General features: G+C 59.0%; 11 protein-coding genes. 7 read left to right on the top strand and 4 right to left on the bottom strand.

Annotated elements, in window-relative coordinates:
* Positions 1 to 126: 126 nt before the first annotated feature.
* The 5 genes from mnmE to JTP94_RS28665 all read left to right on the top strand — a co-directional run bounded on the left by mnmE (position 127) and on the right by JTP94_RS28665 (position 5,818).
* Positions 127 to 1,449 (top strand): tRNA uridine-5-carboxymethylaminomethyl(34) synthesis GTPase MnmE, encoded by a 1,323-nt coding sequence (gene mnmE, locus JTP94_RS28685; RefSeq protein WP_204853823.1) that lies wholly within the window; start codon positions 127 to 129, stop codon positions 1,447 to 1,449.
* A gap of 109 nt (positions 1,450 to 1,558) precedes the next feature.
* Positions 1,559 to 3,439 (top strand): tRNA uridine-5-carboxymethylaminomethyl(34) synthesis enzyme MnmG, encoded by a 1,881-nt coding sequence (gene mnmG, locus JTP94_RS28680; RefSeq protein ID WP_204853822.1) that lies wholly within the window; start codon positions 1,559 to 1,561, stop codon positions 3,437 to 3,439.
* A 25-nt stretch (positions 3,440 to 3,464) separates the two neighbouring features.
* Positions 3,465 to 4,082, top strand: a complete 618-nt coding sequence (gene rsmG / locus JTP94_RS28675; RefSeq protein WP_204853821.1) for a 16S rRNA (guanine(527)-N(7))-methyltransferase RsmG — start codon at positions 3,465 to 3,467, stop codon at positions 4,080 to 4,082.
* Between the two features lie 22 nt (positions 4,083 to 4,104).
* Entirely contained in the window at positions 4,105 to 4,902 is a 798-nt protein-coding gene (locus JTP94_RS28670; protein WP_204853820.1) for a ParA family protein, read from the top strand.
* Between the two features lie 31 nt (positions 4,903 to 4,933).
* Positions 4,934 to 5,818 carry a ParB/RepB/Spo0J family partition protein gene (locus tag JTP94_RS28665; RefSeq protein WP_204853819.1) on the top strand — a complete coding sequence of 295 codons (885 nt, stop codon included), beginning with the start codon at positions 4,934 to 4,936 and terminating at the stop codon, positions 5,816 to 5,818.
* Positions 5,819 to 5,936: 118 nt separating this feature from the next.
* Here the strand turns inward: JTP94_RS28665 and holA are convergent, their stop codons facing one another.
* Genes holA through leuS form a run of 3 tightly spaced genes read right to left on the bottom strand, consistent with a single transcriptional unit; the run spans position 5,937 to position 10,129 of the window.
* Complete coding sequence (holA, locus tag JTP94_RS28660; RefSeq protein ID WP_204853818.1) at positions 5,937 to 6,974, bottom strand: DNA polymerase III subunit delta; 1,038 nt, start codon at positions 6,972 to 6,974, stop codon at positions 5,937 to 5,939.
* A 13-nt stretch (positions 6,975 to 6,987) separates the two neighbouring features.
* Positions 6,988 to 7,509 (bottom strand): LPS assembly lipoprotein LptE, encoded by a 522-nt coding sequence (gene lptE, locus JTP94_RS28655; protein ID WP_204853817.1) that lies wholly within the window; start codon positions 7,507 to 7,509, stop codon positions 6,988 to 6,990.
* The gene (gene leuS / locus JTP94_RS28650) at positions 7,499 to 10,129 is read right to left on the bottom strand and encodes a leucine--tRNA ligase (protein ID WP_204853816.1); all 2,631 of its coding nucleotides are present in this window, start codon (positions 10,127 to 10,129) and stop codon (positions 7,499 to 7,501) included. Before leuS ends, lptE begins: the two co-directional genes overlap by 11 nt.
* Positions 10,130 to 10,329: 200 nt before the next feature.
* Between leuS and JTP94_RS28645 the strand changes: the two genes are divergently transcribed.
* Positions 10,330 to 10,989 carry a YggS family pyridoxal phosphate-dependent enzyme gene (locus tag JTP94_RS28645; RefSeq protein ID WP_204853815.1) on the top strand — a complete coding sequence of 220 codons (660 nt, stop codon included), beginning with the start codon at positions 10,330 to 10,332 and terminating at the stop codon, positions 10,987 to 10,989.
* A gap of 337 nt (positions 10,990 to 11,326) precedes the next feature.
* Here JTP94_RS28645 and JTP94_RS28640 read toward each other — a convergent pair whose 3' ends face one another.
* The gene (locus JTP94_RS28640) at positions 11,327 to 12,031 is read right to left on the bottom strand and encodes a DUF1013 domain-containing protein (protein WP_034510851.1); all 705 of its coding nucleotides are present in this window, start codon (positions 12,029 to 12,031) and stop codon (positions 11,327 to 11,329) included.
* Between the two features lie 225 nt (positions 12,032 to 12,256).
* On the opposite strand from JTP94_RS28640, the gene acs reads away from it, so the two are divergent.
* A complete protein-coding gene (acs, locus tag JTP94_RS28635) occupies positions 12,257 to 14,215 on the top strand; it encodes an acetate--CoA ligase (protein WP_204853814.1) in 1,959 nt (652 codons plus the stop codon).
* The last annotated feature ends 68 nt before the right edge of the window (positions 14,216 to 14,283 follow it).

The following is a 14,283-nucleotide window of genomic DNA, read 5'->3' as shown; positions in this document are numbered from 1 at the left end:
CCATAATGTGATATGATCGGGTCGCCTTGCGCGGCCCGATTTCTTTTGAGGCCGCTTTCGAGAGAAGGATAGTGAGCCTCCCTGAGAATCGATTCGGATGCGGACCAAATCCATGCAGGTGACTCCATGCCGGTGATCAGTGACACGATCTACGCGCTCTCGAGCGGCGGCCTTCCCTCCGGCGTTGCCGTGATCCGTATCAGTGGCTCAAAGGCGCTCGAAGTCACGGAATCGCTTGCCGGGCCGTTGCCGGCCCCGCGGCAGGCTGTTTTGAAAACGATTCGGACTCGTAACGATCTTATTCTTGATCGCGGGTTGGTGATCATTTTTCCCGGCCCCGGCTCGTTTACGGGCGAGGATTGTGCCGAGATTCATGTTCATGGCGGTAAAGCTGTCGTTGCCGCGCTGCTGGCTGAACTTGCGACGTTCGAACAATGCCGACTTGCTGAGCATGGTGAATTTTCGCGCCGGGCGCTGGAAAACGGCAAGATGGATCTTGTCGAGGTCGAAGGTCTAGCCGATCTCATCAGCGCTGAGACGGAGATGCAGCGCCGACTGGCGATGGAACATGCGGCCGGTGGCCTGTCGCAGCTCTATGACGGATGGGCGGATCGACTGACGCGCGCCCGTGCGCTGATCGAGGCGGAACTGGATTTTGCCGACGAGGAAGATGTACCCGGCTCGGTTTCGGATCTGGTCTGGAGCGACATGGGCAAGCTCCGCCTGGAATTGGATGATCATCTTGCGGGAGCGGATTTCGGAGAGATCATTCGGGACGGATTGAAGGTGGTCATTGCCGGTGCTCCGAATGCCGGCAAGTCGAGTCTGATGAATGTGCTGGCGCGCCGCGAAGTGGCGATCGTTACCGAAATTGCCGGGACGACCCGTGACGTTCTACATGTCGATCTCAATATCGATGGCTATGCCGTTAAGCTCTACGATACTGCGGGTCTGCGCGAAACGGACGAAGTCGTGGAGCGTGAGGGCATTCGGCGCGCGCTGAGGACGGCCGCGGATGCCGATATTGTCCTCTCGCTCGCCGAGATCGGTGAACGGGCGGAGCTGGAGTTTCCAGGATTTTCCGGCAGAGTTGTTAGGATTGGTACCAAATTCGATATCCATCCCGATGAAGCCGGGGAAGATTATGAACTGCGCATCTCGTCCACCACGGGAGCTGGTCTTGCCGAGTTGCATGAATTGCTGCTTGAAGATCTGCGAAGCCGCTCCGGTTCCCTCTCTCTGGCTTTGCCGAGCCGGACGCGTCATCGCACGCTTCTTTCGGATAGCTTGGAGGCGTTGACGGCAGCGGTTGCCTCGACTTCGGCCGGCCTTGATATACGGGCGGAGTATCTTCGACGGAGCGCAAACAGCTTGGGCCGGATCACGGGCCGCGTCGATGTTGAGGATTTGCTGGATGTCATCTTCTCGGAATTCTGTATCGGCAAATGATTCACGTGAAACAGGTCAATCGACACGTCAGAGATAACGTTTCACGTGAAACCTTCTTGACTCCTGAAATCGCTGTGCCAAACAAACGGCATTACCGAGGACTTTGATAATGGTCGACAGAACATATGATGTGATCGTCGTGGGCGGCGGCCATGCGGGCAGCGAAGCCGCCGCTGCGGCTGCGCGCCTGGGCGCGCGTACGGCGCTCATCACCCACAAGCGCAGCACAATAGGTGTGATGTCGTGCAACCCGGCGATCGGCGGCCTTGGAAAGGGTCATCTGGTCCGCGAGATCGATGCGCTTGATGGCTTGATGGGGCGAGTGGCTGATGCGGCCGGTATTCAGTTTCGCATGCTGAACCGGAAGAAGGGGCCGGCCGTCCGCGGTCCACGAACGCAAGCTGATCGCAAGCTCTATCGCCTGGCTATGCAGGCTGAGATCGCGGCGATCGAGAATCTCGATATCATCGAAGGTGATGCCTTCGATCTCGCTATCGAGCATGGACGAGTTTCCGCAGTCACCTTGAAGGATGGCAGAGCGATCCCTTGCGGCGCCGTGGTGCTGACAACCGGGACTTTTCTTCGCGGCTTGATCCATATCGGTGACAAGAAAATTCCCGCTGGCCGGGTCGGGGAAGAACCGTCGATCGGGCTATCCGGCACTTTGCTGCGCCATGGCTTGGCGCTCGGTCGTTTGAAGACCGGTACGCCGGCCCGCTTGGATGGCACGACGATCGATTGGGATTCGGTCGGCCGCCAAGGTGCGGACGAAGATCCGACGCCCTTTTCCTTCATGACCGATGCCATCGTGAATCCACAGATCGAATGTGGTGTCACCCGCACGACGCCGGCGACGCACAAGATCATTGCCGACAATCTGAAACGCTCGGCCATGTATTCCGGGCAGATCGAAGGTGTTGGACCGCGCTATTGCCCGTCGATCGAGGACAAGATTGTCAAGTTCGGTGAACGTGATGGCCATCAGATCTTTCTTGAACCGGAAGGGCTGGATGATACGACGATCTATCCCAACGGCATATCGACGTCACTCCCCGAGGATGTGCAGGTAAGCTTCATCAGAACCATTCCGGGTCTGGAACGAGTCCGCATTCTGCAATGCGGCTATGCCATCGAGTATGATCATGTCGATCCTCGCGAGCTGAAACTGTCCCTGGAAGTGGAAAAGATTCCCGGTCTTTTTCTCGCCGGCCAGATTAATGGCACGACTGGATATGAGGAAGCCGGCGCGCAGGGCCTGGTCGCGGGCCTGAATGCTGCGCGTTCTGCCTCTGGTAGTGAAGCAGTCGAGCTCAGCCGCACTGAATCCTATATCGGGGTAATGATTGATGATCTTACGTCGCGCGGTGTCGCCGAGCCCTATCGCATGTTCACTTCGCGTGCCGAATACCGCTTGTCGCTGCGAGCAGACAATGCCGACGTACGCTTGACTCCGGTTGGCCTATCGATCGGATGTGTCGCCACTGCACGCGCCGAGCGATTCAACGCTTATTTGGAGAAGCTGGGACGGGCTCGTAACCAGCTGAAGGAATTGAATGTGACGCCGAGTGAAGCCGAGAAGGCGGGGCTGCATCTGAACAAGGATGGCCAGCGGCGCTCAGCTTACGAGCTTCTTTCCTACCCTGGCCAATCCATCGAATCATTGTCTAAGTTTTGGCCGCAGCTGCGTTCGATCGATCGAGGTGTTGTCGAGGCTGTGGAAATCGAGGCCGCTTACGCCGTTTATATGGACCGGCAGACCGCCGATATTGTTCAGACACGGCGCGAGGAAGAGCGCGTTATCCCTGCGGAGTTCGATTTTGCTGTTCTGTCCGGCCTATCCAATGAGCTGAAACAGAAGCTGAGCCTGGCGCGACCGAAGAATATCGCCCAGGCTTCGCGTATTGACGGGATGACACCGGCCGCAATATCGCTGTTGCTGGCGCATCTGAGAAAGCTGGGCAGTGTTGAAGAGCGAAAGCTCGTGTCCTGATCCTGCAAGGTTTGAGAGTCCAATTATGGAATTAAACGGTGTACGTGTTTCACGTGAAACACAGGAACGTCTGCAGCATTTTGCGGTACTCTTTCAAAAATGGGCTAAGACGATCAATCTGGTTGCGCCGTCGACAGTCGATGATCTCTGGCGACGACATATTGCCGATAGCGCGCAGATCTTTCAACTTCATCCAAAGCCTGCTCATTGGGCCGATCTGGGCAGCGGTGGCGGGTTTCCGGGGATCATTACCGCGATTTTGCTGGCGGAGCAGGGTGAAGGCCATGTCGATCTGGTTGAAAGCAACCAGAAAAAGGCAGCCTTTCTAAGGGTTTGTCTGCGTGAATGCGGCGCTCGTGGCACAGTCCATGCCGTCCGGATCGAAGAGGCTCCAGCGACTATTCAGAACTGCGATGTGATCTCTGCGCGCGCGCTCGCGGAACTGGACATGTTGCTGGACTACGCTGCCCCATGGGTGGAGCGCAACGAAAATATACGTCTCTTGCTCCATAAAGGCCGGGATTACGAGCGCGAGCTTCAGAAAGCCCGTGGTCGTTGGGGATTCGATCTGTTAAAACACCAAAGTGTCGTTGAGCGGGATTCTGTTATTCTGGAGTTAAGCCGCCTTCGGCGCCTGATTTAACCATAAATTGGATGTGCGGCAGATGATCGGCGAGCGAAATCGGATTATTACCATCGCGAATCAGAAGGGCGGCGTCGGCAAGACGACGACCGCGATCAATCTGGCCACGGCCCTCGCCGCGATCGGCGAGCGCGTGTTGATCGTTGATCTCGATCCGCAAGGCAATGCCAGTACCGGCCTGGGCATCGAGCGACGAAACCGGAAGCTTTCCTCCTATGACCTTTTGACCGGTACGCATACGATCCTGGAAACGGTTCTCGAAACTGCCGTGCCGAACCTCTTTATCGTGCCATCGACAATGGACCTGCTTGGCGTCGAGATGGAAATTGCGCAGCAGCCGGACCGCGTCTTTCGGCTTCGGCGTGCACTGTCCGGCTCAGACGCCCTCGCCTTCTCTTATATATTGGTCGATTGCCCGCCTTCTTTTAATTTGTTAACCATGAATGCCATGGCGGCCGCACATTCGGTGTTGGTGCCGCTTCAATGCGAGTTCTTCGCTCTTGAAGGCCTTAGTCAGTTGCTTGAGACGGTGGATCAGGTTCGGCGTACCGTCAATCCATCGCTCGACATTCAGGGTATTGTGTTGACAATGTTCGATTCCCGCAACAATCTCGCGCAGCAGGTCGTGAACGACGTTCGCACGCATTTGGGCGAAAAGGTCTACCATACGTTGATTCCGCGCAACGTCCGCGTGTCCGAGGCCCCCTCTTATGGCAAGCCGGCAATTCTCTACGACCTGAAATGCGCGGGCAGCCAAGCTTATTTGCAGTTGGCGTCGGAAGTGATTCAACGGGAGAGGCAGCGTAAGGCTGCAGCCTGATATAGTGTTTGTTTCAGAGTGAGTGTCGGCGATGAATGATGATCTTTCGAAGCGGCGTCTTGGGCGCGGATTGGCGGCTCTTATCGGAGAGATGGACCAGCCGACGCCGGTGGATGTTGGAAGACCGTCGGTCAATCCGGATCGCATGGTGCCGATCGAATTCATCGCCCGCAACCCGCGAAATCCCCGTCGTTATTTCGACGAAACCGAGTTGCATGATCTCGCCAGCTCCATTCGCCAGCACGGCATTGTGCAGCCGGTCGTGGTTCGCCCGGTTTCGACCGATCGCTATGAAATAATAGCCGGCGAAAGACGTTGGCGCGCGGCGCAGCTGGCCGGTCTGATCGAAATCCCGGTCATCGTTCGCGATGTCGACGACAAGACCGCGCTGGAAATTGCCATTGTCGAAAATGTTCAGCGCGCGGATCTCAATCCGCTGGAAGAGGCGCTGGGCTATGAGCAGTTGATTGCCGAGCACGGCTATACCCAAAATGATCTCGGCGAGATCATCGGCAAGAGCCGCAGCCATGTTGCCAACTCCCTGCGTCTTCTGAAGCTTCCGGATCAAGTGCGCGATATGCTCGCCGCCGGTAGCCTTTCTGCCGGTCATGCGCGCGCGCTGGTGTCGACCTCCGATCCAGCGACGCTTGCCCGCACGATCGTTTCCAAGGGCATGTCGGTCCGCGATGCCGAGCGTCTGGCGCAGAACGACATCAAGGCCCAGAACGATCCCCGTCCCGCAGGCGCTCGCAAGGACGAGAAGGATTCCGATACGCTGGCGCTCGAGCGTACCCTGTCCGATGCGCTCGGACTGGAAGTCGCAATCAACCATCGCGGCAATGGCGGCCAGGTGAAGATATCCTACAAGACCCTTGAGCAGCTGGAAGAGATTTGCCGGCTGTTGGAGCGGCGCTAGAGCAATTCCAGGAAAAACGTGCAACCGTCTTTCGTCCGGAGCTGTGTAAAAACAATGGGATAGCGCGTGCCGGCGCTCCTGTGAAGCCTGATGCGCGCATCATATTTCCCGTGAAACATCAGCCCTTGCGGGCGGATTGCAGCGTCGTTGCCAGCAGAGTCTGGGTGGCGATTGTATCTTCGAGGCTGGCGCGCTGGCGCGTCTGTAGGATGGCGGATTGCAGCCTGTTCATTTCGCGGGCAATGGCTGGCGCTGTCCAGGTCTTGAGTGCCTGCTCGATGATCGGCTTGCGGCGAAAATGCAGGTGGCGCCCAAGTGTCTGCATGACCTGCGCCGGCGCCAGCCGCTTTTCGTCCATTTCGGCCCGCATCGTATCGAGCAATTGAAATTGCCTCAGGCAGCCCTGCAGCACGAGAAACATCGGCGTCTTCGAGGTGGCGATCTTCTGCATGGCATGCAGGAACGCCTCCGAATCGCCCTTCAGTATGGCGTCGATGGCGTCGTCCGTGGAGATCGCGCTGGCATCGCCGATAATATCGGTGACATGCCCTTCCTCGATCGTGCCCTGCCCGCGGCAATAGAGTGCCAGCTTGCGGACCTCGTTGCGCGAGGCAATACGATCGCCGCCGAGAAGCTCCAGCAGCACCTGGCGGGCCGCAGGCGTGATGCGCAGATTTTCATTTGCCAGCTCAGTATCGATGAGACCGTTGAGCGCGCGAATATCGTCCGCATAGCAGGGAATTGTCGCGACCGCGCGAGACGGTTCGGCCACCTTGCGCAGTCCGGACCCCTTCTTGAGATCGCCTGCCTCGATGATGACAAAGCTGGCATCCGGCGGATTGTCGGTGATGATCTGCAACGAATCGATCAGGGCTTTTTCGTTGGCGGCGCCGCGAATCCAGACGAGCTTCTCGCCGCCAAAGAGGCCGATGGCATTGACTTCGTCGAGCAGGCGGCCTGCATCGCTCTGCAGGTCGGTAACATCGAGCTTGATAACGGAAAAAGGGTCCTTCAGATCGACGCCGGTCTTGACCGCGATTTGAGTTGCGCGTTCGGAAACCAGGCCGCGATCGGGGCCGTATATGACGAAGAGGCGGTAGTTGCGCGCGGCATTTTGGAGGAATCCGTCAAATTCGTGAGACTTGATTTCCGCCATGCCGCGCTCTTGATCAGCGGCTTAGCGCAGCAGCGATGTCGGCAGCCACCATTTCGGCGACCTCGCGGGCGGCACGATCTTCCGAATCGCGGATCGCACGCTGCTTGGCGAATTCCTGCGACGGGAAATCCACGAGCGACGTGACCGAACGGCTACCGGACTTCACGACCTTGCCGTTGCTGGCATCCTTAAGCGTGAAGGATGCAGTGACGGTCGTACGGCCAGCTCCCGACGTATCGGAGGACGGCAGGTAGATAACGCCGCCCGTGCCCGAGCTGACGCCCAGATCGACGGTGTATTTCGGTGTCTTGGTCTCGCCGGCGCCGCGCCCGGCGATGAAGATCAGCTGGTTGCGGACTTGCTGACCGACGCGCGTAGTAGCGTCGGAGAAAGACACCTCCGACAGCTTCTGGGTTACGCCGGTGCTGACGGCATAGAGCGGCTTCACCTGGCAGGAGGACAGAAGGCCGGCAACGGCCATCAGAGACGCAACGCCGGCTACGCGGGCGAACTTGAAAAGATTATCAGACGACAATGTTTACGATCCTCTGTGGAACGACGATGATCTTCTTTGGCGCCTGATCATTCAACGCGCTTTTGACGGCATCCAGGCCGAGCACGGCCTGCTGGACGGCATTCTGATCTGCATCGCGCGCGATTGTCAATTCGGCGCGTTTCTTGCCGTTGATCTGAACGGGATAGATGATCTCGTTCTCGACGACGAGCACCTCGTCATAAGTAGGCCAGGGGCTGGTCGCGATCATGTGGCTATTGCCGAGTGCTGCCGAGCATTCCTCGGCCAGATGCGGCGTAATCGGCGCAACCAGCGCAATCAGGATCTCGACGGCCTCACGAACGGCGGAGCAGTAGGCGGCGTCGGCCTGACCGGCGGCAATCTTGCCCAGCGGAGCTGCCAGCGCGTTGACGAATTCATAGATGCGTGCCACCGCCTTGTTGAAGGCGAGCTTGTCGTAATCGCCCTGAACGGCCTTCAGCGTGCGGTGCGCGATCTGTGAAACCGCAAGCGCCTCACCTTCCTTAGCCGGAGTCGATTCGGCCGCTTTCAGGACTTCGGCCGCTTCGGAGACCAGGCGCCACATGCGCTGCGTGAAGCGATGCGCACCCTCGACGCCGGCCTCGGACCAGATGACGTCGCGATCGGGTGGCGAATCGGAGAGCACGAAGAAGCGCGCGGTATCGGCGCCGTAAGACGCGATGATGTCATCGGGATCGACGACGTTCTTCTTCGACTTCGACATCTTCTCGATGGAGCCGATGGCGATATCCTCACCGGTCGACAGCAGCGTCGCCCGGCGCTGGCCGTCCACCTCCTCGATGCAGATATCGGCCGGCGATACCCATTCGCGCGTCAGGCCGTTGCCGCGGCTATAGGTCTCGTGCACCACCATGCCCTGCGTGAACAGGCCTTTGAAGGGCTCCTTCACGTCGAGATGGCCGGTTTCGCGCATGGCGCGGGTGAAGAAGCGCGAATAGAGCAGATGCAGGATCGCATGCTCGATGCCGCCAATATATTGATCGACCGGCAGCCAGTGGTTGGCCGCGGCCTGATCGGTCGGCTCACTCTCCCAAGGTGCCGTGAAGCGGACGAAATACCAGCTCGAATCGACGAAGGTATCCATCGTATCCGTTTCGCGACGGGCGTCCTTGCCGCATTGCGGGCAGGCGACATGCCGCCAGGTGGGGTGGCGGTCAAGGGGGTTGCCGGGCTGGTCGAAGGTGACGTCGTCAGGCAGCTTGACCGGCAGGTCCTGCTTCGGCACCGGCAGCACGCCGCAATCATCGCAATGGATGACCGGGATGGGGCAGCCCCAGTAGCGCTGGCGGGAAATGCCCCAGTCGCGCAGGCGGAAATTCACCTTGCGTTCGGCCTGCGGCGCATTGCCGAGGCTGGCGGCAGACAGCTTTGCCGCAACCGTCTCGAAGGCTTCCTCGATGCTCATGCCGTCAAGGAAGCGCGAATTGATCATGACACCGTCGCCATCATAGGCGACATCGCCAATGCTGAAGCTTGCAGCGTCACCATCCCTGGGCATGACAACAGGCACAACAGGCAGATCGTATTTGCGGGCGAAATCCAGATCGCGCTGGTCGCCGGACGGGCAGCCGAAGATGGCGCCCGTGCCATAGTCCATCAGCACGAAATTGGCGATATAGACAGGCAGTTCCCAGGACGGATCGAAAGGATGGCGCACGCGGATGCCGGTGTCTATGCCCTTCTTTTCAGCGGTTTCCAGGGCAGCGAGCGAGGTGCCGGCGCGGCGGCACTCCTCGCAGAAGGCTTCGATCGCCGGGTCCTTTGCAGCCGCTTCCTTGGCCAGCGGATGATCCGCCGATATCGCCAGGAAAGATGCGCCGAACAGCGTATCGGGACGCGTCGTATAGACGGCGATCTCGCGATCGCTGTTGGGTGCGGTTTCCGGCACGATCTCCCATCGAAGGGTCAGACCTTCTGAACGGCCGATCCAGTTCTTTTGCATCAGCCGCACTTTTTCCGGCCAATGGTCGAGCGTGTCCAGCGCATCCAGCAGTTCCTGGCTGAATTCGGTGATCTTGAAGAACCATTGCGTCAGCTCGCGCTGCTCGACCAGGGCGCCGGAGCGCCAGCCGCGCCCGTCGATGACCTGCTCATTGGCAAGAACGGTGTTGTCGACCGGATCCCAATTGACCTTGGACTTCTTGCGATAGACGAGGCCCTTCTCCATCATGTCGATGAAGAGCATCTGCTGGCGATGATAGTAGTCAACGTCGCAGGTGGCGAATTCGCGGCTCCAGTCCAACGACAGGCCCATGGCTTTCAGCTGTGTGCGCATCGAGGCGATGTTCTGGTAGGTCCATTCCTTCGGATGCACCTTGTTGTCGCGCGCGGCGTTTTCCGCCGGCATGCCGAAGGCGTCCCAGCCCATGGGGTGCAGCACATTGTAGCCGCGTGCGCGCTTGTAGCGGGCAACGACGTCGCCCATGGCGTAGTTGCGCACATGGCCCATGTGGATGCGGCCCGACGGATACGGAAACATCTCTAGAACGTAGTATTTCTCACGCGGATCGGCGTTGTCGGTCACGAAGACCTCGTCCTCGTTCCATTTCTGCTGCCAGCGAGGCTCGGCGTCGCGCGGATTATAACGTTCGGTCGTCATCTGATCTTGTATTCCGGAAAATCATGGGGATTAAGGCGTGACCTTCACCACGAAACCACCCAAGCGTCAAGTTTAGCAGGTGCGGCAAGTGCCTTATCTTGCAAAGCAAAGCCGGATTCCGGCGCATTCGCCCTTGGCAAAGGCCGCTCGCCTCATTACTGCAAAGTCTGAGAAGCAAGCGTGAATATCGAGGCGAAAAGATGGAACTTCAAGAGCGCCTGAACGAAGTTCGTTTCCACATCGCGGCAGCGGAGCGTCAGGCCGGCCGGCCTGATGGTGCCGTGCAGCTCGTTGCCGTTTCCAAAACGTTCGATGCCGATGCGATCCGTCCGGCGATCTCGGCCGGCCAGCGCGTGTTCGGCGAGAATCGCGTGCAGGAAAGCCAGGGCAAATGGCCGGAGCTGAAGGCCGAGACGTCTGGGATCGAGCTGCATCTGATCGGGCCGCTGCAATCGAACAAGGCCGTCGATGCCGTGGCGCTGTTCGATGTCATCGAAACGATCGACCGGGAAAAGATCGCCCGTGCGATCGCCGATGAAATGAAACGGCAGGGCAAGACGCTGCGGCTCTATGTGCAGGTCAATACCGGGCTGGAGCCGCAGAAGGCGGGAATCGCGCCTGATGATACCGCCGCCTTTGTCGATCTCTGCCGCAAGGAACTCGGGCTTTCGATCGAAGGCCTGATGTGCATTCCGCCGGCCGATGAGAATCCGGGGCCGCATTTTGCCTTGCTCGCAAAGCTTGCCGAAAAAGCAGGCGTGGAAAAGCTCTCCATGGGCATGTCGAGCGATTATGAGATTGCCGTGGCTTTCGGAGCCACGAGTGTCCGCGTCGGTTCCGCTATTTTCGGGGCGCGGTAGATCCTATCGAAAACAAAAAGCAACAGCGTCATGGGTCGGGCGGAGATGCGTGTGGTCATCCACCACCCGCCCTCGTGGTTCGAGGCTCCGGCCCCTTCGACAAGCTCAGGAGCCTACGCACCTCACCCTGAGGGCTAACCTTTTGTGCACGGTCGTTGTGCAGAATTGGGTTCTATCGAGAGCGGTGCTCAATCCATCCTCACCCTGAGGTGCGAAGGCCCCGAGCCTGTCGAAGGGGCTGAAGCCTCGAAGGGCGAGGATGGCCCGCGCCTGCTCAGCAACAAAAAGCCCCGGATTTCGACCGGGGCTTCGTATTTGCAACCGATAATGCCGGATCTCAGAACTGATCGTCGTCGTCATCGCGGCTGGTCGACTTCAGCGACTTGAGCTTGGCGAAGACGGCGTCGGCGTCGATTTCCTTTTCCTTAGGCTCGTCACGCTCATAGCTGAAGCCGAGCTTTTCGGTTTCCTGGGCGGGCTGCAGCGTCGCGCCGAGTTCGGCGGCGGTCGGCAGCGGACGGCCCTTGGAGGCCTTTTCGACTTCCATGTCGAGGTCGATCTGGCTGCAGAGGCCGAGCGTCACCGGATCCATCGGTGCCAGGTTGGCCGAGTTCCAGTGGGTGCGTTCGCGGATCTGCTCGATGGTCGACTTGGTGGTGCCGACGAGGCGGGAAATCTGCGCATCCTTCAGTTCCGGATGGTTGCGCACCAGCCAGAGGATGGCATTCGGGCGGTCCTGGCGCTTGGAGACGGGCGTGTAGCGCGGGCCGCGGCGCTTCGATTCGGGCACGCGGACCTTCGGCTCGGAGAGCTTCAGCTTGTGGTTCGGATTGGCCTCGGCGCGGGCGATCTCTTCGCGCGAAAGCTGGCCGGTCGTGATCGGATCCTGGCCCTTGATGCCCTGTGCGGCTTCGCCATCGGCAATGGCTTTCACTTCGAGCGGATGCAGCTTGCAGAACTGCGCGATCTGGTCGAATGACAAGGCTGTATTGTCGACAAGCCAGATGGCAGTTGCCTTCGGCATGAGCAATTGTTGAGCCATAGATATAGTCCTTCTGTCAGTCCGCGCCGGTGTCGCGGTCCGGGGTGTAACACCACATTTTCCGGGAAATATGGCCCTATATAACTGTAGTGTCGCGGAATTGCAATTCTTTGAGTATGAAATGCACTTTGTCCAATTGCTGTCATGGTTTGACCTGCTATTGATTGCGCGGAAAGAGCACCCATAATTGCGAGAGAGAGGGTGTCAGAATTCGAGGAGGAAACAATGTCGGAAAAGATTCATCCGGTGACGAAACCGGTCAAGGCGCGCGCTTTGATCGACCAGGCGAAATATCAGAAATGGTATCAGCAGAGCGTCGAGGATCCCGACAAATTCTGGGGCAAGCACGGCAAGCGCATCGACTGGTTCAAGCCCTATACCAAGGTCAAGAACACGTCGTTTACCGGCAAGGTCTCGATCAAATGGTTCGAGGACGGCGTCACCAACGTCTCCTATAATTGCATCGACCGGCACCTGAAGAAGCATGGAGACCGTGTCGCCTTCATCTGGGAAGGCGACAATCCTTATATCGACAAGAAGGTCACTTATAACGAGCTTTACGAGCAGGTTTGCCGGCTGGCGAACGTCTTGAAGAAGCACGGCGTCAAGAAGGGCGATCGCGTCACCATCTACATGCCGATGATCCCGGAAGCGGCTTATGCCATGCTTGCCTGCGCCCGTATCGGCGCGGTGCATTCCGTCGTTTTCGGCGGCTTTTCGCCCGAGGCGCTGGGCGGCCGTATCGTCGATTGCGAATCGACCTTCGTCATCACCTGCGATGAAGGCGTTCGCGGCGGCAAATCCATTCCGCTCAAGGAAAACACCGATAAGGCGATCCAGATCGCCGCCAAGCAGAAGGTTGCGGTCAAGAATGTCCTCGTGGTGCGCCGCACCGGCGGCAAGGTCGCCTGGGAGCCCGGCCGTGATCTCTGGTATCACGAGGCAACCGCCAAGGTGAAGGCGGATTGTCCGCCGGCGAAAATGAAGGCGGAAGATCCGCTGTTCATTCTCTACACGTCCGGCTCCACCGGCAAGCCGAAGGGCGTGCTGCATACGACGGGCGGCTATCTCGTCTATGCGGCAATGACGCATGAATATACGTTCGATTATCACCCCGGCGATATCTACTGGTGCACGGCCGATGTCGGCTGGGTGACCGGCCATTCCTACATCGTCTATGGGCCGCTCGCCAATGCCGCGACCTCGCTGATGTTCGAAGGCGTACCGAATTACCCGGATCAAGGCCGCTTTTGGGATGTCATCGACAAGCACAAGGTCAATATCTTCTATACCGCGCCGACGGCGATCCGTTCGCTGATGGGTGCGGGCGATCATTTCGTCAAGCGTTCGTCGCGCTCCAGCTTGCGCCTGCTCGGCACGGTCGGCGAACCCATCAATCCGGAAGCCTGGGAATGGTATTACAAGGTGGTCGGCGACAGCCGCAGCCCGATCGTCGATACCTGGTGGCAGACGGAAACCGGCGGCCACATGATCACGCCGCTTCCTGGCGCGACCGATCTGAAGCCCGGTTCCGCCACCCTGCCCTTCTTCGGCGTCCAGCCGGAGCTGGTCGATAACGAGGGCAAGGTGCTCGAAGGTGCGGCCGACGGTAATCTCGTCATCGCCGACAGCTGGCCCGGCCAGATGCGTACGGTTTATGGCGACCACGAGCGCTTCATCCAGACCTACTTCTCCACCTACAAGGGCAAGTACTTCACCGGCGACGGCTGCCGGCGCGACGAGGACGGCTATTACTGGATCACCGGCCGCGTCGACGACGTGCTTAACGTATCAGGCCACCGCCTCGGCACGGCCGAGGTCGAATCGGCGCTGGTTTCGCACAAGCATGTGTCGGAAGCGGCTGTTGTCGGCTACCCGCATTCGATCAAGGGCCAGGGCATCTACTGCTACGTGACGCTGATGGTCGGCCAGGAAGGCTCGGACGCGCTGCGGCAGGAGCTGGTGAAACACGTTCGCGCCGAAATCGGCCCGATCGCCTCGCCGGACAAGATCCAGTTCACCCCCGGCCTGCCGAAAACCCGCTCCGGCAAGATCATGCGCCGCATCCTGCGCAAGATCGCCGAGGACGATTTCGGCGCGCTTGGGGATACATCGACACTCGCCGATCCGGCTGTCGTCGATGATTTGATTGCCAACAGGCAGAACAAGGCTGATGCGGCTTAGGTGAACCCTGAACTGCATTGGCGGGCAGAGAAAATGCCTCAGATTTAGACGGGAGTTAAATCCTCGTC

Source organism: Martinezella lusitana, from assembly GCF_016901135.1.
Classification (GTDB): Bacteria; Pseudomonadota; Alphaproteobacteria; order Rhizobiales; family Rhizobiaceae; genus Rhizobium; species Rhizobium lusitanum_D.
The sequence above is the reverse complement of the archived record's forward strand: the minus strand, read 5'-3'. Positions and strand labels throughout refer to the sequence as shown.